Below are 21,007 nucleotides of genomic sequence, written 5' to 3'. Positions count from 1 at the left end.
TGGAAAGTTCGGTTTCGTGCACCTCACATTCGTCAGCGCGCGCAAAAGCGCCCTTTTTTACGGCCTGGCTCTCACCCTCGCCCTGCTGCCCTGCGCGGGCCAGGCGCATCAGACCGCTGCTATTTCGGAGCCCTTCGAGGTCGGCGAAAGTCCGGCCGGCAATTATCTTTCCGCGCGGGTCGCGGAGGCCGAGCACGACACATTCGCGGCCTCGACCTTCTTCCGCGAAGCCTTGCGCGCCGATCCCCGCAATCCCGAGCTGATTCAGAGCGCCTTCGTCGCGACGCTCGCGAACGGCGACATGGACGCCGCGAACGCCCTGGCGCAGAAGCTGCTCCAGCGCGATCGGCACAATGCCTCCGCCCGCCTCACTCTGGTGGTGCGCGACTTCCGGGACAAGAATTTCGGGGCGGCGCGCGCCCTGCTCAAGGGCGGCGACGGCAAGGGCGATCTCACCACCATTTTGCTGACGGCGTGGAGCTATGTCGGCTCCGGCGACGTGAAAAAGGCGATCGCTCTGGTCGATACGATGAGCGATCCGAGCTTCGCCGTATTTCGCGACTTCCACGCCGGCTTGATGCTCGACGTCGCCGGACGGACCGCAGAAGCCGGGGCCCGGCTCAAAGCCGCCTATGGCGGCGACCATTCCACGCTGCGCCTGATCGACGCCTATGCCCGCAATCTGGCGCGGCAGGGCAAGATTGACGAGGCCAAGGCGGTCTATGCCGCCTTCGACAAGCTCCAACCGCACAATCCCGTGGTCGAGGCCGCGCTCGCCGATCTCGCGGCGGGACGGAAGCTCGAACCTATGGTCCAGAACGTCAAGGCCGGCGCGGCGGAAGTGCTTTACGGCCTCGGCGCCTATGGCCTGGGCGCGGCCTCGAGCCGGGCCGGCGACCAGATCGCGGCGATCGTCTTTCTGCGCCTTTCGCTCGAACTCGCGCCCGAACATGCCCTGGCGCTCGACACCCTCGGCGAAGCCTATGGCAAGCTCAAGCAATATGGCGCGGCGATCGAAATCTACGATCAGGTGCCCGATTCAAGTCCGCTGCGGGTCACGACCGACATCCGCATCGCTCTGCTGCTCGACGCCATGGGCAAGTCGGACGAATCGGTCAAGCAGTTGCGCGCGATCGTCAAGGCCCATCCCGAGAATGTGGACGCGATCTCGGCGCTCGCCGACGTCCTGCGCTCGCACAAGCAGTTCAAGGAATCGGCCGAGGCCTATACGAAGGTGCTGGCGCTGACGGCGCCCGACGACAAGAGCCGCTGGGCGATCTACTATTTCCGCGGCGTCGATTACGAACGCGCCAAGGACTGGCCCAAGGCCGAGCCCGATCTGAAAGAGGCCCTCGACCTCTATCCGGAACAGCCGCTCGTGCTGAATTATCTCGGCTATTCCTGGGTCGACCAGGGCCTGCATCTCGACGAAGCCTTCAAAATGCTGCGGCGCGCCGTCGAACTGCAGCCGGACGACGGCTATATCGTCGATTCGCTCGGCTGGGCGCATTACAAGCTCGGGCATTACGACGAGGCGGTGAAATATCTGGAGCAGGCCATTGACCTGAAGCCTGGCGATCCGACCATCAACGACCATCTTGGCGACGCTTATTGGCGTGTCGGCCGCAAGCTCGACGCCAAGTTCCAGTGGAACCACGCCCGCGACCTCCATCCCGATCCCGAGGATCTGCCCAAGATCCTGAGCAAAATCGAAAACGGCCTGCCCGACGATCCGCAGCATACCGAAGGTCACGCGCCGGCGACGGTGGCGGGCAAGGGCGACTGACTGCGTTCATTCGCCCTGCCGCAGCGCGGCGACCAAGGCTGTGTCGAAATAGCGCGTCCAATCGACGACCTTGAAATCCTCCCAGCGCAGGCGGTCCACGCCCTCAAGCTCGACCATCGCGCCGGTGCCGCGATTTTTCAGCGTCATGTGCCAGGACATATAGGACATGCGGGGAAAATCGACGACCAGATCGTCGATCTCGAAGGTGACGATCTCGAAATCGACGTCGAAGGCGCGCCAGGCCTCGCGGATTTCGTTCTTGCCGACCCGCACGCCGGCCGCCGGGATCAGGTCGCGCGACCCGATCAGGCGATAGGTCGCGTTGTCAGCGAAAAACTGCAATCCCGGCTCGTTGTCGCCTTTGGCGCGCCGGCCGTAAATATCGCGGGCGAGAGCCAGATATTGTTCGCGGCTGAGGCTTGCCAAAAATATTTTCGTATCGCTCATCTTCGCAATTTCTTTGTTGACACAAATTCGACGAAGAATTACCGGCGGATCTCGCCGCTAAATCCCGCACCCCGAACCGCGCCATACAGCGCGATTTTGGCGCGGCCGGCGCCTTGAAAAAGCGCGCCGCCCGACCGCCCTGCCCGAAAATGCCGCAGGACGTCCTAAGCACTCTATTTATAAGCAAAAATCAGAGAATTTGAAGAAAAATCGAGCAATGTCGTCATTAAATTGTTAAATGAACGCGCCGATCGAACGCCATTCATTCCGCAAGTTGAAAGGCGGCTCGCCCTCGCCTAAACAGGCGACCAAACGAGGCCTTTCATGAACGTTCTCCTCATCGGCTCCGGCGGCCGCGAACATGCGCTTAGCCTGGCACTTGCCAAAAGCCCGCTGCTCGATCGCCTTTTCGTCGCCCCCGGCAATCCCGGCACGGCCCGCGTCGCGCAGAACGTCGCGCTCGACGCGACGGATTTCGACGCGGTCATCGCCTTCTGCCGGGTCCAGAACATCGCCTTCGTGGCGATCGGCCCCGAGCAGCCATTGGTAGATGGCCTGGTGGACGCCTTGGAAGCTGCGGGAATCAAGGCCTTCGGGCCGAGCAAGGCGGCGGCCCGGCTCGAGGGGTCCAAGGGTTTCACCAAGGATATCTGCGCCAAATATCATATTCCGACCGCCGCCTACGGCCGCTTCGCCGACCGCGACAGCGCGCTCGCTTTCGTGCGCGAAAAGGGCGCGCCGATCGTGGTCAAGGCCGACGGCCTCGCCGCCGGCAAGGGCGTGGTCGTGGCGATGACGATCGACGAGGCGGAACGGGCGGTCGATGCGCTGTTCGCCGGCGCCTTCGGCGCGGCGGGCGCCGAAGCGGTGATCGAGGAATATCTCGAAGGCGAGGAGGCCTCCTTTTTCGCGCTTTGCGACGGCGAAAAGGCGCTCGCTTTCGCCTCGGCGCAGGACCACAAAAGGGCCGGCGACGGCGACGTCGGGCCGAATACCGGCGGCATGGGAGCCTATTCGCCCGCCCCGGTGATGACGCCCGAAATGAGCGCGCGGGTGATGAAGGACATCATCGCGCCGACGGTCGCCGCCATGAAGGCCGAAGGCTGCCCCTTCAAGGGTGTGCTCTTCGCCGGGCTGATGATCGGCAAGGACGGCCCGAAACTGATTGAATACAACACCAGGTTCGGCGATCCGGAATGCCAGGTGATGATGGCCCGGCTGGAGGACGATCTGCTCGGACTGCTGCTCGCCTGCGCGGACGGCCGGTTGCCGGAGGCCGTGCGTCTCTCGCCCAAGACCGCTTTGACGGTGGTGCTGGCGGCGCGCGGCTATCCCGGGACGCCGCACAAAGGCGGGCGGATCGGAGGCGTCGAGGAGGCCGAAAAAATTCCCGGCGTGAGCGTCGCCCATGCCGGGACGAAAATGGAAAACGGCCAACTCGTCGCCAATGGCGGCCGCGTCCTCAATGTCATCGCGCTCGCCGACAGCGTCGCGGACGCTCAGGCGCTCGCCTATCGCGGCGTCGCGGCAATAGACTTCCCCGACGGCTTCTACCGGCGCGACATCGGCTGGCGCGCCATCAAGCGTTGACCGCCGCCCATCAAACCAGCCCCTCGCGCAAGGTATAGCCCGCGCCGCGAACGGTCTGCAGCAACTGCTTCTCCTGCCCCTTGTCGATCTTGCCGCGCAGCCTTGAAATATGCACGTCGATCACATTGGTTTGCGGGTCGAAGTGGTAGTCCCAGACATTTTCGAGCAGCATGGTGCGGGTCACCACCTGGCCAGCGTGGCGCATCAGATATTCGAGCAGGCGGAATTCGCGCGGCTGCAGCACGATCTCCTTGCCAGCACGAAAGACCTTGTGCTTGAGCCGGTCGAGCTCCAGATCGGCGACGCGATAGACCGTCTCCTCGGCCGCAGCCCCGCCGCGCCGCCGCGCCAGAATTTCCACCCGGGCGAGCAGTTCGGCGAAGGCGTAGGGCTTGGCGAGATAATCGTCGCCGCCCGCGCGCAAGCCTTTCACGCGGTCGTCGACCTGGCCGAGCGCGGAAAGAATAAGCACCGGCGTGTCGATTTTTTGCGCGCGCAGGCCTCCGATCAGCGAGAGGCCGTCGAGCTTGGGCAGCATGCGGTCGACGATCAAAACGTCATAAGCGCCGCCCTCGGCGCGGGCATAGCCGGCGAGGCCGTCGGTGGCGGTATCGGCGACATGGCCGGCTTCGCGAAATGCCTTGACGAGATAGGCGGAAGCCTGCGGATCGTCTTCGATGATCAATATGCGCATGTCCGAGAGCATAATTCATTCCTCGAAAAAAGTCGGCAGGCTGGGACCGCGTCCCGACCTGCCGCCGAGAGCGCGCGCCGCGAACCGGTCGCCGGTTCGGGAGTATGAGCGCCCTTTCGAGGATTCGTTTCCGATGCCTTCCGGCGAAAGGGCGCTGGTTGAGAGCGCCCTTTCGTTCGAGCCTTACGAGGCGTCCGTGGAAAGGGCGAGGAAGTGGGTGTTGTCCCCGGTCTTCACCCGAAGTAGGACGGCGCGACGTCCATCCTTCTTGGCGTCGCTCAGGGCCTTGACCACATCCGCGGGCCCCACGACCGGCTTGCCGGCGATGTCGAGGATCACGTCGCCCTGGCGAAGCCCCTTTTGCGCCGCCGGGCCGTCCGGATCGATGTCGGTGACCACCGCGCCGACCTTGCCGGCGCCCGCGACATCCGACGATGGCTCCAGGCTGAAGCCGAATTTCGCGAGGGCGGTTTTCGCCGCCTTTTCGGGCACGACGGTTCCCGCCTTGGCCTGAACCTCGTCCGGCAGCTTGCCCAGCTTGAGCTTGATGTTCTTGTCGGCGCCGTTGCGGATGATCGTCAGATCGACTTCCGCATTGGGGCCGAGCGCCGCGATCTTGCGCGACAGCTCGTGCGGATTCTCGACCTTCACGCCGTTGACGGCGGAAATGACGTCGCCCGACTCAACGCCCGCCGCGACAGCCGGCGTGTTCGGCTGGACCTGGGCGACGAGCGCGCCCTCGGTGGACTTCAGCCCGAGGCTTTCGGCGATTTCGGTGGTCACCGACTGGATCTGCACGCCGATATAGCCGCGGCTGACCGAGCCCTTTTCCTTAAGCTCGGTGATGACCTCCTTGGCGACTTCCGAGGGAATGGCGAAGCCGATGCCGACGCTGCCGCCCGATGGCGAATAGATCGCGGTGTTGATGCCGACGACCTCGCCCTTCTCGTTGAAGGTCGGACCGCCGGAATTGCCGCGGTTCACCGGGGCGTCGATCTGCAGGTAATCGTCATAGGGTCCCGAGCCGATATCCCGGCCCCGCGCGGAAACGATGCCCGCCGTGACCGTGCCGCCGAGGCCGAAGGGATTGCCGACCGCGATCACCCAGTCGCCGACGCGCGGCATGGTGTTCGAGAACTGGACGTAAGGATAGGTTCCCGGCGCGGTGATCTTGAGCAGGGCGAGATCGGTCTTCTTGTCCACGCCGACGATCTTGGCCGGCACGACCTTGCCGCCTTGGAGCGTGATCTTCACGTCGGTCGCGTCGTTGACGACATGATTGTTGGTCACGACATAGCCGTCGCTCGAAATGATGAAGCCCGAGCCGAGCGCTTCGCCCTTGTGCGGGTGACGCGGCATCGGGCTGCCGAAGCGCTTGAAGAAATGATAGAGCGGGTCGTCGGGCGAGACCGGCGGCATCCCCGGAGGCAGGCCTCCGCCGAAATCCGCGCCATTGGCGTCGCTCTTCTCCACAACGTCGACCTTGACCGAAACCACCGCGCCCTTGACGCGATCGACCAGGTCGGCGAAGGACGTCGGCCCGACCGGGTTCAAGCCCTGGTTGGCGGGGGCCTCGGCATGAGCCGGCACCATCGTCACGCCGGCGGCGGAGCCGATGAGCGCTGTCGCGCCCACGGCGCTCAGCATCACCCTGCGCAGCGGGCGGCGCCGGGCGCGCGAGGGCGACGGTTCACGACGGGAAGATTGCGCGGACCAGTTCAACATTCGAGGCTCCATAGACCATGCAAAACCTAAGCGGCGAATCGCGCCGCCCTACGCTTGGGAATATGGACGCCTTCAGCTTACGCCGCAGTTTCAGCGTGATGAAATTTTGGTAAGGCGGCAGCCTACGCGACTTACGATCCGCGCCGGGCTCACGCTCCGCCCGCCTCAAGACGCCTGACCGGCGATCGCCAGCGACGCGCCGGCGATGGTCCAAGCCATGACGCCATAACCCACGGTCGTTGCGATGCAACTGATTGTCAGCATCAACTTGAACCAGACAGGTGGCGCCTCAAGGTATCCCGGTTTTGCTGCTCGGACAAAAAATGCGAAAGGATTGAAGAAAGACCCGAAGCACAGCGCGGCGATGATCCAGAGCGAAGGCGAAAACGGCATGACGCGACACAAGCCATAAAAAACGAAAAGAAACAGCGCCATCATCAGGTAATCGATATGAGAGCGCACCAAATCGCGCCCGCCGGGAATGAGCCGCGCGACCGGTCCGTCGGAACTCGCAAAATGCGCGACGATCAGCCATGCCTCGATGATCGCGACCGAAAGGCAAACCGCGCCGCCAACAGCCAGAAAAGCCGGACCCATCCTTTGCTCCAATCGTCGAAATCCCCCGCTCCGGGCGACTCGGCGATCCTAGCAACGCCGCAGGGCGCGTTTTGTCCACCGACGCGTAAAAACTTGACCCCAGACGCGATTCGTCCATGAATCGCGCGGCGTCGCACAGGTCGCCCGACATGGCTCCAACGGATATTATGCTTGACTGCGCCTCCATTCCCGTGGGCCTGAGGCTGCGGCGCTGGCGGGAACTGGTCGGCGATCATCTGGCAGGCGTCGAGATGCGGCGTCCCTGCCATGTTCCGATGGAACAGGGGTTCAACGGGACGATGGCTCTGCGCGCCCACAATGTGGCGACGTTCGCTCATGTGCGCAGCGCCAATCAGCTTCTTTCACGGACGCCGGGAAACATCCGCGAAGCGGTCCAGGAGACGGCGCTGATTACTTTCGTCGTCTCGGGCGAATGCCACATCGCCCAGGAGGGCCGCGCCGCCGTTCTGAAGGCCGGAGACCTGTGCCTCTATGAAAGCATGCGTCCATACGAGATTGCGACGCCGGGCGCGTTCGAGGCCCTCGTCATCATGGCTGACCGCCAGCTTGCGGAGCAGACGCTTGGCGAATTGCGGGCGCTGACCGCGATCCCCATTACGAGAGCTTCGCCGCTCGGCGCGTTTGCCGCCAGTTATTGGCGGGAATTTTATTCGCGGGCGGCCGAACTGAACGACGCCGCCATCAGTAAGCTGCTCTTCAACGGCTTTGACATTCTAGGCGCCGCCCTGGTGGCCGATCCGACCGTCACGCGCGCCAACGTCTGCCTGCAACGGGCCAAGATTTTCCTGGCGCAGAACTTCCATCAACCGGATTTGTCGATCGCCGAGGCCGCCGCGGCAGCCGGACTCTCGGTCAGGCGACTGCAGGAGCTCTTTCAGGCGGAAGGAATCACATTCAGCGGCCATCTTCGCGCCCTGCGCCTGAACGCCGCCGCGCGCAACCTTACCGCCCCGTCCGCGAAAGGGTGGAGCCTCGCCGCGGTCATGCACGACGCGGGTTTCGTCGATCAGCCGCAATTTAGCCGCGCCTTCCGGAAGGCGTTCGGTATGAGTCCGCGCGCCTACCGAAACAGCCGCCGCGAAGGTCAAGCTTTTTGGTCGCCGGGCGAGTCGACGAGAAGAGCCCGAAGCTTCGCGTCTTCTTGCTCTGACAGCGGCGTGGCGGGCTTGTCCTCGCCCTTGCGGCGACTGACGAGCGCCGCGCCCGCGCCGAGTGCGAGGACCACGAAGGGTGAGACCCACAACAAGAGCGTATCCCATTCGAACGGCGGCTTGAGCAGGATGAAATTGCCGTAGCGGGAAACAAGATAGTCCTTGACCTGCTTGTCGGTGTCGCCGGCTTTAAGGCGTTCGCGCACCAGAACGCGCAGGTCGTGGGCGAGCGAGGCGCCCGAATCGTCGATCGACTCGTTCTGACAGACGAGGCAGCGCAACCCTTCCGAAATTTTTCGCGCCCTCGCCTCCAGCTTGGGGTCTTTGAGCATTTCGCTGGGCTCGACCGCGAAGGCCGGGCCGGCGAGCAGAAACAAAAGGGTCGTCATGGCGAGGAGCTGTAGGCGGCGAAACCACCCGCCTTGCCGCCGAACCGCAGCATGGATAGTTCCGCCACCGTCGCAATGACGGTTTCCAACCGAGTCGGGGATCCCTGTCATCATTCTGCCGCCGCCTGAGCCACATCGGATATTCGGGCCGCGCGGCGGGCGACGCCGACCCGCAGCCGCCGATCGCTGAGGCTCAAGGCGCCTCCGAACGCCATGAGCAGAGCGCCGATCCAGATCAGCGAGACCAGCGGCTTCCAGAAAAGCCTGGCGTCGATCAGACCGTTCGGTTGCGGCTCGGCGATGCTGACATAGACCTGACCGAGATTGAGCGTGACGATGCCCGCCTGGGCCGTCGCCATCCGGCGGGTCGTAAAGAAGCGTTTCGACGGCGCGATCAAAGCGACGACATGGCCGTCGCGCTTCACGGTCATATGGGCGATGGTTTCGTTGTAATTCGGCCCCTTGTCATTGGTGAGGGCGAGGATTTCGAGCTTGTAGGGACCGACGTCATAAATGTCGCCCTGTTTCATAGCCACAATCTTTTCCGCGCCCCAACCGGTGGCGGCCAAGCCGAGCAGGGTCACCCCGAGGCCAGCATGGGCGAAGGTTGTGCCCCAGGCCGAGAGCCGCAGCCCCTTGGCGCGGAAAAGCGCGTTTTTCGTCGCGCCAAGGCCGGACGGGAACACGCGCCCGAAGATATCGGTGAAGGCGCCGATGATGAGATAGACCGCAACGCCCGAACCGATGACCGCCATGACCGGCGCGCCATTGACGGCGGCAAAGACCGCCATCGCCGCGAGACCGCAAGCCGCGGCGAAGAACAGACGCTGCGCCGCCGCCAGCAGGTCGCCGCGCTTCCACGCCAGCAATTGGCCGAGCGGCGCCAGCAACAGGATCGGTGCGAACAGCGGCCCGAAAGTCAGGTTGAAGAAGGGCGCGCCGACCGAAATCTTGTCGCCGTTGATCGATTCGAGCGCCAAGGGATAGAGCGTGCCGATGATGACCGCAGCGCAGGCCGCGGTGAGCAGGAGATTGTTCACCACCAGCGCGCCCTCGCGCGAGATCGGCGAGAACAACCCGCCCTGCTTGAGCGAGGAAGCGCGCAGCATGAACAGGAACAAGGCGCCGCCGATGAACAGGACGAGGATGGCGAGGATGAACAGGCCGCGACGCGGGTCGCTGGCGAAGGCGTGAACCGAGGTCAGCACGCCCGAGCGCACCAGGAAGGTGCCGAGCAGCGACAGCGAGAAGGTGACAATGGCGAGGAAAACCGTCCAGACTTTCAGCGCCTCGCGCTTTTCCATCACCGCCGCGGAATGGAGCAGCGCCGTGCCCGCGAGCCAGGGCATGAGGGACGCGTTCTCGACCGGGTCCCAGAACCAGAATCCGCCCCAGCCGAGCGTGTAATAGGCCCAATAGGAGCCCATGGCGATGCCGAGCGTCAGAAAACACCAGGCCGCGAGCGTCCATGGCCGAATGAATCGGGCGAAGGCGGCGTCGAGTCGCCCGCCGATCAGCGCTGCCGCGGCGAGCGAAAAGACGATCGAGAAACCGACATAGCCGAGATAGAGCAGCGGCGGATGAATGGCGAGGCCAGGGTCCTGCAGGATCGGGTTGAGGTCGTTGCCCTCGATCGGCGCGGGAATCATCCGCGCGAAGGGATTGGAGGTCAGCAGGATGAACAGCAGGAAGGCCATGCCGAGCACGCCCTGAACCGAGAGCGCGTCGGCCAACAGGCGCGGCGGGATGGCGCGGGAAAAGGCGGCCATGGCGGCGCCGCTCAGCGTCAGGATGAGGACCCACAGCATCATGGAGCCCTCATGGTTCCCCCAGACGCCGGAAATCTTGTAGATCAGCGGCTTGGTCGAAGCCGAATTCTGGACGACGTTGACCAGCGAGAAATCGGAGACGACATGGGCGTAGGTCAGCGCCGCATAGGACATCGCGACAAAGGCGAACTGGGTGAGGGCGATCGGCCGCGCCAGTCCCATCAGCCGCGCGTCATGTGTCCGCGCGCCCCAGAACGGCAGAATGCTCTGCATCAGCGACAGCGCCAAGGCTAGAACCAGCGCATATTGTCCAGTTTCGACGATCATTATTGCGCCCTCGCCTGATCGGCCAACTGATCGTTCGGACCGACCCATTTGCCCTGTTTCTTCAACGCCTCGACCACTTCGCGCGGCATATAGCGCTCGTCATGCTTGGCGAGGATGGAATCCGCCCGGAACACGCCTTGCTTGTCGAGCGCGCCCTCGGCGACCACGCCCTGGCCCTCGCGGAAGAGATCCGGCAGCAGGCCGGTATAGGCCACAGGCACGGCATCCTTGCCGTCGGTGACCTTGAACGTGACGCTCTTGCCGGCGCGTTCAACGAGGCTGCCCTTCTCCACCAGCCCGCCGATGCGCAGGCGCACGCCGGGACCGATATGTTTCTGAACCATATCCGTCGGGCCGTAGAAGAAAACGATGTTCCCGCTCAACTGGTGCAGGATCAGTCCGATGGCGACGCCGAATACGCCCAGGGCGGAGCCTATGAGGGCCAGTCTTTTCTGCTTGCGCGTCATTGCGGGTTCAATCCCAATTGCCGAGCCAGGGCTGCAAGTTTCTCCCGCGCCGCCGTGTCGCCGGACAGTGCCTTCAGCGCCTCGTTATAGGAATTTTGCGCCTTATCCGTTTCATTCAACACTTTATAGGCGCGAATGAGGCGAAGCCATTCGTCGGGGCTGCCGCCCTGCGCGGCAAGGCGCTGGGCCAGGCGCTCGACCATGGTGCGAATCATCTTCTGCTGCTCCGCCGGAGCCGCCGAAGCGATGGCCGCGGCTTCGCCGGACGGTGCGCCAGTTGCTTCCGCGGGCGCGTCGAGCAGCGCGAGCTTTTCCGCCACTTCCTTATGGGCCAGGGACTTTTCAGGCAGGTCGGGCAGCAACGCCGTCCAGATCTTGCGAGCCTTGCCGTTGTCGCCCTGCTGCGCCGCCGCGAGGCCGAGATAGAAGCGCGCGCCGATATTCTTCGGGTCGAGCTTGAGCGCCTGCTGGAGCTGCGCGATGGCTTCGGGCGTGATCGTCCCGTTATTGGCGAAGGCCAGGGCTTCGGCATATTTCAGCAGGCGGTCCGGCGTCGCGCCGAGCAGGGCGATGACTTTCTTGCGCGCCTGCACGGCCTCGTCGAAACGGCCCATGCGCACATAGACCGGCGCCATCAGTTCCAGCGCTCGGGCGTCGTCGGGATGGGCCTTGATATGGTCCTCCATCCGCTCGACGACGGCGGCGAAATCCTGCTGCGACGGCGGCGCGGAGAGGCGCGCCTGCAAAGGCATGTCCGGCAGGCTGGGATGGCCGATCCGCGAATAGAGCCCGAGCGCCACGGCGGGGATGACGATCAAGGCCAGAACCGCCGCGATCCTGCGCCCCCTCGGCGAAGATTCAGTCCCCGCCTCTTCGGGCGCGACCGCGAGCAGCCGGCGCGCGGCCAGGGCCTTGGCCGCCTCGGCCTGGTCCTTGTCAACGCCGCCGCGCGCGAATTCGGCGTCGATCTCGGCGATCTGGGCGCGATAGAAGGCGACGTCGGCCGCGTCCTCGCGCGCCCTCGGCGCCGGGCGCGACAGCGGCCAGAGGATGGAAAGGACAGCGGCGCCGGTCAGCAGCGCGAAAACAAGCCAGATCATCGCGCTGCTTTAACTTTTTCCCGCGCGCAATGGAAGGGCGCCATTGTCGCAGATCAAAGGAAGGCTAACCTCTCGCAAATTTCCAACGGAGCGAATCGCCCCATGGCCGACGATCCAAGCAACGTCCCCGGAAAAATCCTCGTCGGCAAGGCCGAGGATTATATTTATCTTCTGTTGCGCTACGGCAACCGCCACGGGCTCATCGCCGGGGCCACCGGCACGGGCAAGACCGTGACCTTGCAAAAGCTCGCCGAGGGCTTTTGCGGCGCCGGCGCCTGCGTCTTTGCCGCCGACGTCAAGGGCGACCTGTCCGGAATCGCCATGCCCGGCGACGGCGCCAGGCCTTTTGTCGCGCGCGCCCAGGAAATCGGGCTCGCCTATGAGCCCGACCAGTTCCGCTGCGTCTTTTGGGACATTTTTGGCGAAAAGGGCCATCCGGTCCGCGCCACCATCGCCGAAATGGGCCCGCTGCTGCTGGCGCGCATCCTTCAGCTCAACGAGATTCAGGAGGGCGTGCTCAATATCGCCTTCCGCGTCGCCGACGAGCAGGGGCTCGCTTTGCTCGACCTCAAGGACCTGCGCGCCATGCTGGCCTTCGTGTCGGAGAACGCCTCCGACCTCCAGCAGCGCTACGGCAACGTCTCCGCGGCCTCGGTCGGCGCGATCCAGCGGCAATTGCTGGTGCTCGAAAACCAGGGTGCCGACAAATTCTTCGGCGAGCCGGCGCTGGACATCATGGACCTGCTCAAGCCCGACATCGACGGGCGCGGCTTCATCCATATTCTCAAAGCGGAAAAACTGATCCGCAGCCCCAATCTATACGCGACCTTCCTGTTCTGGCTCTTGTCCGAACTGTTCGTCCGGTTGCCCGAGGTCGGCGATCCCGACAAGCCGAAACTCGTATTCTTCTTCGACGAGGCCCATTTCCTGTTCGACGACGCGCCGAAAGCGCTGCTGCGCGCGATCGAACAAGTGGTGCGGCTGATTCGAAGCAAGGGCGTCGGAGTCTTTTTCGTAACGCAAAGCCCGCTCGACGTGCCCGAGGTCGTGCTCGGCCAGCTCGGCAACCGCGCCCAGCACGCCTTGCGCGCCTTCACCCCGCGCGACCAGAAGGCGGTGAAGACCGCCGCAGAAACCTTTCGGCAGAACCCGGCGCTCGACACGGCCGACGTCATCACCAAGCTGAATGTCGGCGAAGCTCTGGTTTCGATGCTGGAGGGCTCGGGAACGCCAGCCATGGTCACACGCGTAAAAATTGCCCCGCCCGTGTCGCGCGTCGGTCCGATCACCGACGCCGAATTGCAGGAAGTCCAGGAGTCCAGCCCCTTCAAGGGCAAATATGACGTTGCGGTGGATCGCGAATCGGCCTTCGAAATGCTTCAGGCGCGGGCGCAGTCGCGCACGTCGGGCGCCCCTGTCGGGACCAATAATGAGGGGGAAGGCGGCCTGCTGTCGCAAATCGGCGCCGGTCTCCAGGACCTGTTCCGATCGCATGGCAAGAGACCGTCGGTGGCTCAATCGGCGGTCCGCTCGGCGGCGACCTCGGCCGCCCGCACCGTCGGGTCAGCCATCGCCCGCGAGATTCTGCGCGGGATCACCGGGGGGATGAAGTGAGAACGGATTATCGCGCCAATTCGAGCAGCGCTTCGAGGTCGATGCGCTGCTCAAGATGATCGGCGAGAGCATCGAGCACGCGATCGATTTCCACTTCATAGGCGAGGCTCGACGGCTCGGCGCCGATCCAGCGCAAGAGCGCGGCGCGCTGCGCCTCGTGGGCGAAGAGGCCATGGACATAGCAGGCGCGGATCGCGCCGCTCGCTGAAACGGCGCCATCGGCGCGGCCATCCGCAAAGCGCAGCATCGGTCGCGCGCAATCCGGCCCGGTGGTCGCGCCGACATGCATTTCATAGCCTGAAAAAGCCGCCTTCTCCGCAAGGGAAACGCCTTCGCAGGCGCGCAAAATCTTTTCGCCGGTCAGTTCGGTCGCAACGTCGAGCAGGCCCAGCCCCTCGACTTCGCCCGGCGGCCCCTCGACGCCGAGCGGGTCGGCGATCGTTTTGCCCAGCATCTGATAGCCGCCGCAGATTCCCAAAATTTTCCCGCCGCGCCGCGCATGGGCGAGGAGATCGACGTCCCAGCCCCGTGCGCGAAAAAAGGCGAGGTCGGCTATTGTCGCCTTGGTTCCCGGCAGAATGACGAGATCGCTAAGCGGCAAAGGCTCTTGAGGCGGGACGAGGCGCAGATCGACGCCCGGCTCCAGTTTCAGCGGGTCGAAATCGTCGAAATTGCTGATATGGGCGAGCAGCGGAACGGCGACGATTTTTCCCGCGCCGTTCGGCCGCTCCCGTTGCGCGAGTGCGACGGCGTCTTCCGCCGGCAGGCGCCGGGCGTCGGCGAAAAAGGGCACGAGGCCGAGCGCCGACCAGCCGGTCTTTTGCGCGATCAGCGCCATGCCCTCGGCAAACAGGCTGGCGTCGCCGCGAAATTTATTGACGACGAAACCACGCACCAAAGCGGCGTCGTCGGGGTCGAGCACGGCTTTCGTGCCGACGATCTGGGCGATGACCCCGCCGCGGTCGATATCGCCGATCAGCACGACCGGAACGTCATGGGCCCTGGCGAAACCCATATTGGCGATATCGCCCCTGCGGAGATTGACCTCGGCCGGACTGCCTGCGCCCTCGACCAGGACGAGATCGGCCTCGCCGCGCATCCGGGCGAAGGAATCCGCGACAAAGCCCGCGAGCTGCGGTTTCAACGCCTGATAATCGCGCGCCTTGGCGGTTGCAAAAATCTTGCCCTGAACCACGACCTGCGCGCCGATTTCGCTCTGCGGCTTGAGCAGCACCGGATTCATATGGATGCTCGGCGCGACGCGGCAGGAGCGCGCCTGCAGCGCCTGGGCGCGCCCGATCTCGCCGCCATCCGCCGTCACCGCGGCATTATTCGACATGTTCTGCGGCTTGAAAGGCCGCACCTTCAGGCCGCGCCGGGCGAAAGCGCGGCAAAGCCCGGCAACCAGCAGCGACTTGCCGACATCCGAACCCGTGCCCTGAAACATCAGCGCGCGAGTCACGGCCGGACACCTGCGACATTGGCGGCCGTTCTCAAAATTCGATTCCCTGCTGCGCTTTCACGCCAGCGGCGAAATGGTGCTTGGTCGCCTGCATTTCGGTGACGAGATCGGCGGAGGCGATCATCTCCGGCTTGGCGTTGCGGCCGGTGACGATGATGTGCAGGTCCGGCCGGCGGCGACTGAGCGCCGCGACCACCTCCTCCAACGGCAGATGTTCGTAGCGCAAGGCGATATTCAGCTCGTCCAGAACCAGAAGCTTGATGTCCGGATCGGCCATCAGCTCCCTCGCCTTGTCCCAGGCGCGGGCGGCGGCGGCGATATCACGGGCGCGGTCCTGCGTCTCCCAGGTAAAACCTTCGCCGAGCGTGTGCCAGCTGACCAGATCGGAAAAGCGCTCCAGCGCCTTGCGCTCGCCGGTCTCCCAGGCGCCCTTGCCGAACTGGACGACGCCGACCTTCCAGCCATGGCCGAGCGCGCGCAGGACGAGGCCGAAGGCGGCGGTGGATTTGCCCTTGCCCGGCCCGGTGTGGACGATCAGCAGGCCCTTGGACTCGATCGTCTTGCCGGCGACCTCGCCGTCCTGAACCTGCTTTCGCTTCGCCATTTTCTCGCGATGGCGCTGCGCCTCGGCGTCGTCCGTCAATAGCCGTCCTCCGTGCCGGTGATTTCGATGCCAAAGCCCGAAAGGCCGACATATTTGCGCGGCGCCTTGGTGCGCAGGCGGATCGAGGAAACCCCGAGATCGCGCAGGATCTGGGCGCCGACGCCGATGTCGAGCCAATTGCGGGCGCGCTCGGTCTGGGATCCCGTCTCCTGCTGGCCGACGAGATTGGCCGGCACGCCGGCGGCGCCGTCGCGAAGATAGACCAGCACGCCGCGTCCGTGCCCGGCGAAGGATTCGAGCGCGGAATTGATCGCAAGGCCGCCACCGAACACGTCGCCGAGAATGTCGGCGCGATGGAGGCGGGCCGGAATGTCGCGGCCCTCGCCGATCTCGCCGGCGACGAGGGCGAAATGCTGGACCGAATCGAAAGGCGTGACATAGGCGTAGCCGGCGAATTCGCCGAAGCGCGTCTGCACAGGGAAGGCGGCGACCCTTTCCACAAGTTTTTCGCGCGCCTGGCGATAGGCGATGAGGTCCGCCACCGAAATCTGCCTGAGATTGTGTTTCTCGGCGAAGCCGGCGATCTGAGGCCCGACCATCACCGTACCGTCGTCATTGGCGAGTTCGCAGATCACGCCGATCGGCGGCAGGCCGGCGAGCGTGCAGAGATCGACCGCGGCTTCGGTATGGCCGGAGCGCATCAGCACCCCACCCTCGCGCGCGACCAGCGGAAAGACATGGCCGGGACGGACGAAATCATTGGCGCCGAGATTGTTGTTGGCGAGCCCCCGCACGGTATTGGCGCGCTGTTCGGCGGAGATGCCGGTGGTCAGACCGTGCTTGACGTCCACGGAAACGGTGAAGGCGGTGCCGAGCGGCGCGTCGTTTTCGGCCACCATCGGCGTCAGATGCAGGCGCCGCGCCTCGACCCCGCTCAAGGGCGCGCAGACGATGCCGCAGCAATTTCGGATGATGAAGGCCATTTTCTCCGGCGTGCACAGGCTCGCCGCCATCACCAGATCGCCTTCGTTCTCGCGGTCGTCGTCGTCGGTCACGACGACGATTTCGCCGCGCTTGATCGCCTCTATGGCTTGGGTCACCGAATGCGTCGCTTGATGGCTCACCTGGCCCCCTCCCTTGTCCTCGTCGCCGACCTCAGGCAGAAAGTCGTTCGGCGTCACCGCGCCGCGAGTCTCGCGCGCGATGGCCTGGGCCGTCTCGCGCGACATCCAGACGCTTTGCTGATTGCAGAGCTGGGTCACGGCGCCGGGCGTCAGGCCAAGCCGCCGCGAGAACTCGACCCGGCTCACGCCGGATTTGCGCAACCAATCCGCCAGCTTCATGGAAGAGAAGCTAAAGGAAATTGGGTTTTTAGCAATGCTAAAATTCTGTCGGGAGAAAGATGCGGAACATTTTTAGTTTTGGCGCTGGTGTCGGCCTGGCCTTGCTGCTGGCCCCTTCCGCTGGGGCGTTTCCTTTCCCTTTCGCTCCGCCGGCGATCGCCGCGCCCTGCGCCGATCTCAGGGCGGAGGACCGGTCCTATACGATCTGCCGCTTCGATCCGAAGACAGACGACCTGCGCCTGTTCTGGCGGGGGCCGAATGGCCAGCCCTTGGGGAGTTTCGCGGCCGCCGCGGCCACGCTGGCGCCGGGGGAAAAACTGGTCTTCGCGATGAACGCCGGCATGTATAATGACAAACAGGCGCCCATCGGCCTCTATATAGAGAAGGGCGTCGAGATGAAGCGCGCGAACACCCGCTCCGGGTCCGGCAATTTCCATCTCAAGCCCAATGGCGTGTTTTATTTCGGCCCAGGCTATGCGGGGGTGATGGAGACCTCGCAGTTCCTGAGCCAGCGGCCCCATGCGGCATACGCCTCCCAGTCCGGCCCGATGCTGGTGGTCAACGGCCACATTCACCCGCGCATCAACGCCGACGGCGTGTCCGAAAAGATCAGGAACGGCGTCGGCATCGGCCGCGCGGGCGAAGTGCTTTTCGCCATTTCGAACCAGCCTGTGACTTTCCATCAATTCGCCGGGCTGTTCCGCGACGTGCTCCGATGCAACAACGCCCTCTTCCTCGACGGCTCGGTTTCCGCGCTTTACGCGCCCAATCTCGGCCGCAACGATTTCGCCGTGCCGCTCGGGCCGATGGTTGGTGTGGTGAAAACGACGCCGTGATCCGTTTCACCGCGTAAAAGGCCAGGCATGTCCCCCGCCCTGCTGGCCGCGATGCCGCAGGAAATGGTCGGCCAGCACGCAGGCGACCATGGCTTCCGCAATCGGAGCGGCGCGCACGCCGACGCAGGGGTCGTGGCGGCCTTTTGTGCGCAGCTCCACCTCGGCGCCATAGCGGTCCACCGAGCGGCGGGGAGTGAGGATCGAGGAGGTCGGCTTGACCGCGAAACGCGCGACGATCGGCTGGCCGGTGGAAACGCCGCCGAGAATGCCCCCGGCGTGATTGGCCAGAAAAGCCGGCCCGTCGTTGCCGGCGCGCATTTCATCGGCGTTTTCCTCGCCGGTCAGTTCGGCGGAGGCGAAACCGTCGCCGATCTCCACGCCCTTGACGGCGTTGATCGACATCAGCGCCGCCGCGAGATCGGCGTCGAGCTTGCCATAGATCGGCGCGCCCCAGCCGGGCGGGACGCCCTCGGCCACGACCTCCAGCACCGCGCCGATCGAGGAGCCGGCTTTGCGAATGTCGTCGAGATAATCCGCCCATTCGACCGCCGCGACGGGGTCGGGGCAGAACAGCTGGTTGCGCGAAACCTCGTCCCAGTCCCAGCGCGAACGATCGATCTTTTTCGCCCCGACCTGCACAAGAGCGGCGCGGATTTTCACGCCGGGAATGATTTTTCGCGCCACGGCTCCCGCCGCCACCCGCGCCGCGGTTTCGCGCGCCGAAGACCGCCCGCCGCCACGATAATCGCGGAATCCATATTTGACGTCATAGACATAATCGGCGTGGCCAGGGCGATAGGAATCCTTGATCTCCCCGTAATCCTTCGAGCGCTGGTCGGTATTCTCGATCATCAGCGCGATCGGCGTCCCGGTGGTCATCTGCGCGCCATCGTCGCCGGTCATCACGCCGGAGAGGATTTTCACCGCGTCCGGCTCCTGGCGCTGGGTGGTGAAGCGCGATTGACCCGGGCGCCGCAGGTCGAGGTATTTCTGGATTTCCGCCGCTTCGAGCGGGATGCGCGAGGGGCAGCCGTCCACGACGCAGCCAAGCGCAGGACCGTGGCTCTCGCCGAAAGTGGTGACGCGGAAGAGATGCCCGAATGTATTGTGCGACATGGTGGCCGGTTCGTCGGAAGGAAAGCCGATTTCTAACCCCAAAGCGCGTGAAAGGCCAAATCGGCGGCTCTTGCGTCCCGGCCCGGGCCGCGATACCACGGAAACAGCGCGATTTGGGCGATTGGCGGGACATGGGTGGAATGGACAGCGCCTTGCGGCGCCTGAATGTCGAGGAGCCGGAGTCGCGCCTGGCGATCCTCTCGACCAAACTCGCCAAATCGTCCTTGGCTTTAGCCGTCCTCGCTTTGGTCGCCGCCCATGCGCGCGGGGCGCTGGCGCGCTTTTTCGCAGTTCTGACCTTCCGCCCCAATTCGGTCCCCGATCCAGGCGTCGGGCTGTTCTTCTTTCTGGCGGCGGTCTCGTTCGCGGCGTTGGCGATCGTTGTCGCCCTCGCCGCGTCGGCCTCGATCTGGGTCCGGGGACGGCGCGGCGTGTCGCGCATTGTCACGACCCTGGCGCTGGTGAGCCTGCTCCTGCCCTATCCGGCCTGGCTGATCTATTCCGCCGGCTCTCCTCCCTGGCTCGCCGATATTTCCACCGATGTCGACGATCCGCCGGCCTTCCTGACCACGCCCGAGGTCGTCGCGGCGCGCGGCGGCTGGACTCCTGCGCCGTTCAATTCCGCGCGTGGGCAGGGGCAACTCGCCGCCTATCCCGATGTTGCTTCGATCACGCTCGACATGGAAATGGATGAGGCCTTCCGCGCCACCCACGAGGCAGTGCAGGGCTTGCATTGGAAAATTCTCGACGAAATCCAGCCGGGCGGCGCCAAAAGGCCGGAAGGCCATATCGAGGCGCTCGCCTTTTCTCCCGCCCTTCATCTGCCGGTGGCGATCGCCATTCGCCTGGGTCCGGGCGATGACGAGACCGTCGTCGACATGCGGGCTGCGACCCGCTATCTGCCCAACGATCTGGGCGCCGGGGCCAGTCTGATCGGCAAGCTGAGCGACGCGCTTTCGGACCAAGACAGTTCCGACTGATCAGGCGAGGCGGAAGCGCCCGCCAAGCTGCGGCGGCGCTTCCGTCTGAACGAGCCCGCGGGCGAAAAGATCTTCGAGATGGGCGAAGGTCGAGAGCGCCGCCGCGCCAATGAGGCGCGGATCGAGTTTTTCATAGACTTTTTCCACAATCTCCGGCACGGCGAGCGCGCCGCCGCCGAGCGCGGCGAGAATGGATTTTTCGCGCGCGCGACGATGATGGAGCAAGGCGCGCACAAAACGCTGCGGCTGGGTCACAGGCCCGCCATGTCCCGGCCAATAGACGTCATGGTCGTAAGCGCGCAGCTTTTCGAGCGAGTCCATGTAAAGCCGCATGGCGCCGTCGGGCGGAGCGACGATCGAGGTGGACCAGCCCATGATATGGTCGCCGGTGAAAAGAGCCTTTTCCTCGACCAGTTCCAAACAGACGTGATTCATGGTGTGGCCGGGGGTCGCCACGGCGCGCAAGGCAAAACCGGCTCCCTGCCAGACGTCGCCGTCGGCAAGCGCCCGGTCGGGCTTGTGGTCGAGGTCGTTGGCGGCGTCGAGTTTGTTGATTTCGCCCAAAACCAGGTCGCGGGCGGAATGATGCGGCGCGCAGCCGATGATTTCGGCGCCGGTCGCCTGTTGCAGATGGCGGGCGGCGGGCGAATGGTCGCGATGGGTGTGGGTGACGGCGATCGCCGCGACCTTTTCGCCCTTGAGGGCGTCCAGCAGCGCCTCGACATGGGCCGGCAGATCCGGGCCCGGATCGACCACGGCGACTTCGCCCTCGCCGATGACGTAGGTGCAGGTTCCGGTGAAGGTGAAAGGCCCCGGATTGGGCGCGACGATGCGCCGGACCAGAGGCGAGACGCGCAGAAGCCGCCCGGCAGACGCGTCGAAGGCGAGATCGAAGCGCGGCGCCTCGTCCAAACTTTCGCGGGTCTTTTCAGGGGGCTGGCCGGACTCGTTCATTTGTTCAACATAACGCCCGGCGCCGCGCCCGCAAG

18 protein-coding genes and 1 pseudogene are annotated in these 21,007 nt (G+C 64.7%); 6 read left to right on the top strand and 13 right to left on the bottom strand.

Annotated elements, in window-relative coordinates:
* Window positions 1–16 precede the first annotated feature (16 nt).
* A complete protein-coding gene (locus tag K2U94_RS05210) occupies window positions 17–1,786 on the top strand; it encodes a tetratricopeptide repeat protein (RefSeq protein ID WP_243066197.1) in 1,770 nt (589 codons plus the stop codon).
* 6 nt (window positions 1,787–1,792) lie between these two features.
* Here K2U94_RS05210 and K2U94_RS05205 read toward each other — a convergent pair whose 3' ends face one another.
* Window positions 1,793–2,233, bottom strand: coding sequence for a nuclear transport factor 2 family protein (locus tag K2U94_RS05205; RefSeq protein WP_243066196.1), 441 nt, complete (start codon window positions 2,231–2,233; stop codon window positions 1,793–1,795).
* Between the two features lie 324 nt (window positions 2,234–2,557).
* Here K2U94_RS05205 and purD point away from each other — a divergent pair, with 324 nt between their 5' ends.
* Window positions 2,558–3,823: a phosphoribosylamine--glycine ligase gene (gene purD, locus K2U94_RS05200; protein WP_243066195.1), complete on the top strand. Its 1,266-nt coding sequence runs from the start codon at window positions 2,558–2,560 to the stop codon at window positions 3,821–3,823.
* 10 nt (window positions 3,824–3,833) lie between these two features.
* Here the strand turns inward: purD and K2U94_RS05195 are convergent, their stop codons facing one another.
* The 3 genes from K2U94_RS05195 to K2U94_RS05185 form a co-directional block, all read right to left on the bottom strand.
* Window positions 3,834–4,517 carry a response regulator transcription factor gene (locus K2U94_RS05195; protein WP_243068807.1) on the bottom strand — a complete coding sequence of 228 codons (684 nt, stop codon included), beginning with the start codon at window positions 4,515–4,517 and terminating at the stop codon, window positions 3,834–3,836.
* A gap of 183 nt (window positions 4,518–4,700) precedes the next feature.
* Window positions 4,701–6,242, bottom strand: a complete 1,542-nt coding sequence (locus tag K2U94_RS05190) for a Do family serine endopeptidase (RefSeq protein ID WP_243066194.1) — start codon at window positions 6,240–6,242, stop codon at window positions 4,701–4,703.
* A 165-nt stretch (window positions 6,243–6,407) separates the two neighbouring features.
* Window positions 6,408–6,839, bottom strand: coding sequence for a hypothetical protein (locus K2U94_RS05185; RefSeq protein ID WP_243066193.1), 432 nt, complete (start codon window positions 6,837–6,839; stop codon window positions 6,408–6,410).
* A gap of 116 nt (window positions 6,840–6,955) precedes the next feature.
* On the opposite strand from K2U94_RS05185, the pseudogene K2U94_RS05180 reads away from it, so the two are divergent.
* A pseudogene (locus K2U94_RS05180) lies at window positions 6,956–7,918 on the top strand (helix-turn-helix domain-containing protein); the annotation flags it as partial.
* 26 nt (window positions 7,919–7,944) lie between these two features.
* Here the strand turns inward: K2U94_RS05180 and K2U94_RS05175 are convergent.
* The 4 genes from K2U94_RS05175 to ccmI form a co-directional block, all read right to left on the bottom strand.
* Window positions 7,945–8,400 carry a cytochrome c-type biogenesis protein gene (locus K2U94_RS05175; protein WP_243066192.1) on the bottom strand — a complete coding sequence of 152 codons (456 nt, stop codon included), beginning with the start codon at window positions 8,398–8,400 and terminating at the stop codon, window positions 7,945–7,947.
* 110 nt (window positions 8,401–8,510) lie between these two features.
* Entirely contained in the window at window positions 8,511–10,496 is a 1,986-nt protein-coding gene (locus K2U94_RS05170) for a heme lyase CcmF/NrfE family subunit (RefSeq protein ID WP_243066191.1), read from the bottom strand.
* A complete protein-coding gene (gene ccmE, locus K2U94_RS05165; RefSeq protein ID WP_243066190.1) occupies window positions 10,496–10,963 on the bottom strand; it encodes a cytochrome c maturation protein CcmE in 468 nt (155 codons plus the stop codon). Before ccmE ends, K2U94_RS05170 begins: the two co-directional genes overlap by 1 nt.
* Entirely contained in the window at window positions 10,960–12,063 is a 1,104-nt protein-coding gene (gene ccmI / locus K2U94_RS05160; protein WP_243066189.1) for a c-type cytochrome biogenesis protein CcmI, read from the bottom strand. The genes ccmE and ccmI overlap by 4 nt, the downstream gene beginning before the upstream one ends.
* A 102-nt stretch (window positions 12,064–12,165) precedes the next feature.
* Here ccmI and K2U94_RS05155 point away from each other — a divergent pair, with 102 nt between their 5' ends.
* Window positions 12,166–13,677: a helicase HerA-like domain-containing protein gene (locus K2U94_RS05155; RefSeq protein ID WP_243066188.1), complete on the top strand. Its 1,512-nt coding sequence runs from the start codon at window positions 12,166–12,168 to the stop codon at window positions 13,675–13,677.
* A gap of 7 nt (window positions 13,678–13,684) precedes the next feature.
* Here the strand turns inward: K2U94_RS05155 and K2U94_RS05150 are convergent, their stop codons facing one another.
* Genes K2U94_RS05150 through ribB form a run of 3 tightly spaced genes read right to left on the bottom strand, consistent with a single transcriptional unit; the run spans window position 13,685 to window position 17,086 of the window.
* A complete protein-coding gene (locus K2U94_RS05150) occupies window positions 13,685–15,124 on the bottom strand; it encodes a cobyric acid synthase (RefSeq protein ID WP_243068806.1) in 1,440 nt (479 codons plus the stop codon).
* A gap of 46 nt (window positions 15,125–15,170) precedes the next feature.
* Window positions 15,171–15,782, bottom strand: coding sequence for a cob(I)yrinic acid a,c-diamide adenosyltransferase (gene cobO / locus K2U94_RS05145; RefSeq protein WP_243066187.1), 612 nt, complete (start codon window positions 15,780–15,782; stop codon window positions 15,171–15,173).
* Window positions 15,779–17,086 carry a 3,4-dihydroxy-2-butanone-4-phosphate synthase gene (ribB, locus tag K2U94_RS05140; RefSeq protein ID WP_243066186.1) on the bottom strand — a complete coding sequence of 436 codons (1,308 nt, stop codon included), beginning with the start codon at window positions 17,084–17,086 and terminating at the stop codon, window positions 15,779–15,781. Before ribB ends, cobO begins: the two co-directional genes overlap by 4 nt.
* A 59-nt stretch (window positions 17,087–17,145) precedes the next feature.
* Here ribB and K2U94_RS05135 point away from each other — a divergent pair, with 59 nt between their 5' ends.
* The gene (locus tag K2U94_RS05135) at window positions 17,146–17,922 is read left to right on the top strand and encodes a phosphodiester glycosidase family protein (RefSeq protein WP_243066185.1); all 777 of its coding nucleotides are present in this window, start codon (window positions 17,146–17,148) and stop codon (window positions 17,920–17,922) included.
* A gap of 6 nt (window positions 17,923–17,928) precedes the next feature.
* On the opposite strand, the gene aroC is transcribed toward K2U94_RS05135, so the two are convergent.
* Window positions 17,929–19,038, bottom strand: coding sequence for a chorismate synthase (aroC, locus tag K2U94_RS05130; protein WP_243066184.1), 1,110 nt, complete (start codon window positions 19,036–19,038; stop codon window positions 17,929–17,931).
* 140 nt (window positions 19,039–19,178) lie between these two features.
* On the opposite strand from aroC, the gene K2U94_RS05125 reads away from it, so the two are divergent.
* The gene (locus K2U94_RS05125; protein WP_243066183.1) at window positions 19,179–20,018 is read left to right on the top strand and encodes a DUF1499 domain-containing protein; all 840 of its coding nucleotides are present in this window, start codon (window positions 19,179–19,181) and stop codon (window positions 20,016–20,018) included.
* Here the strand turns inward: K2U94_RS05125 and K2U94_RS05120 are convergent, their stop codons facing one another.
* Entirely contained in the window at window positions 20,019–20,972 is a 954-nt protein-coding gene (locus K2U94_RS05120; protein WP_243066182.1) for an MBL fold metallo-hydrolase, read from the bottom strand. It lies immediately after the preceding gene.
* Window positions 20,973–21,007 lie beyond the last annotated feature (35 nt).

It is taken from the genome of Candidatus Rhodoblastus alkanivorans, assembly GCF_022760755.1.
Taxonomy (GTDB): domain Bacteria; phylum Pseudomonadota; class Alphaproteobacteria; order Rhizobiales; family Beijerinckiaceae; genus Rhodoblastus; species Rhodoblastus alkanivorans.
The sequence above is the reverse complement of the archived record's forward strand: the minus strand, read 5'-3'. Positions and strand labels throughout refer to the sequence as shown.

Bases quoted from the DNA above. Each gene is read 5' to 3' on its own strand.
- K2U94_RS05190 (WP_243066194.1), bottom strand. From the start codon at position 6,242: ATGTTGAACTGGTCCGCGCAATCTTCCCGTCGTGAACCGTCGCCCTCG.
- K2U94_RS05125 (WP_243066183.1), top strand. From the start codon at position 19,179: ATGGACAGCGCCTTGCGGCGCCTGAATGTCGAGGAGCCGGAGTCGCGC.
- K2U94_RS05120 (WP_243066182.1), bottom strand. From the start codon at position 20,972: ATGAACGAGTCCGGCCAGCCCCCTGAAAAGACCCGCGAAAGTTTGGAC.
- K2U94_RS05135 (WP_243066185.1), top strand. From the start codon at position 17,146: ATGCGGAACATTTTTAGTTTTGGCGCTGGTGTCGGCCTGGCCTTGCTG.
- ccmI (WP_243066189.1), bottom strand. From the start codon at position 12,063: ATGATCTGGCTTGTTTTCGCGCTGCTGACCGGCGCCGCTGTCCTTTCC.
- ccmE (WP_243066190.1), bottom strand. From the start codon at position 10,963: ATGACGCGCAAGCAGAAAAGACTGGCCCTCATAGGCTCCGCCCTGGGC.
- K2U94_RS05205 (WP_243066196.1), bottom strand. From the start codon at position 2,233: ATGAGCGATACGAAAATATTTTTGGCAAGCCTCAGCCGCGAACAATAT.
- purD (WP_243066195.1), top strand. From the start codon at position 2,558: ATGAACGTTCTCCTCATCGGCTCCGGCGGCCGCGAACATGCGCTTAGC.
- K2U94_RS05155 (WP_243066188.1), top strand. From the start codon at position 12,166: ATGGCCGACGATCCAAGCAACGTCCCCGGAAAAATCCTCGTCGGCAAG.
- K2U94_RS05175 (WP_243066192.1), bottom strand. From the start codon at position 8,400: ATGACGACCCTTTTGTTTCTGCTCGCCGGCCCGGCCTTCGCGGTCGAG.
- K2U94_RS05195 (WP_243068807.1), bottom strand. From the start codon at position 4,517: ATGCGCATATTGATCATCGAAGACGATCCGCAGGCTTCCGCCTATCTC.
- ribB (WP_243066186.1), bottom strand. From the start codon at position 17,086: ATGAAGCTGGCGGATTGGTTGCGCAAATCCGGCGTGAGCCGGGTCGAG.
- K2U94_RS05185 (WP_243066193.1), bottom strand. From the start codon at position 6,839: ATGGGTCCGGCTTTTCTGGCTGTTGGCGGCGCGGTTTGCCTTTCGGTC.
- K2U94_RS05150 (WP_243068806.1), bottom strand. From the start codon at position 15,124: ATGTTTCAGGGCACGGGTTCGGATGTCGGCAAGTCGCTGCTGGTTGCC.
- aroC (WP_243066184.1), bottom strand. From the start codon at position 19,038: ATGTCGCACAATACATTCGGGCATCTCTTCCGCGTCACCACTTTCGGC.
- K2U94_RS05170 (WP_243066191.1), bottom strand. From the start codon at position 10,496: ATGATCGTCGAAACTGGACAATATGCGCTGGTTCTAGCCTTGGCGCTG.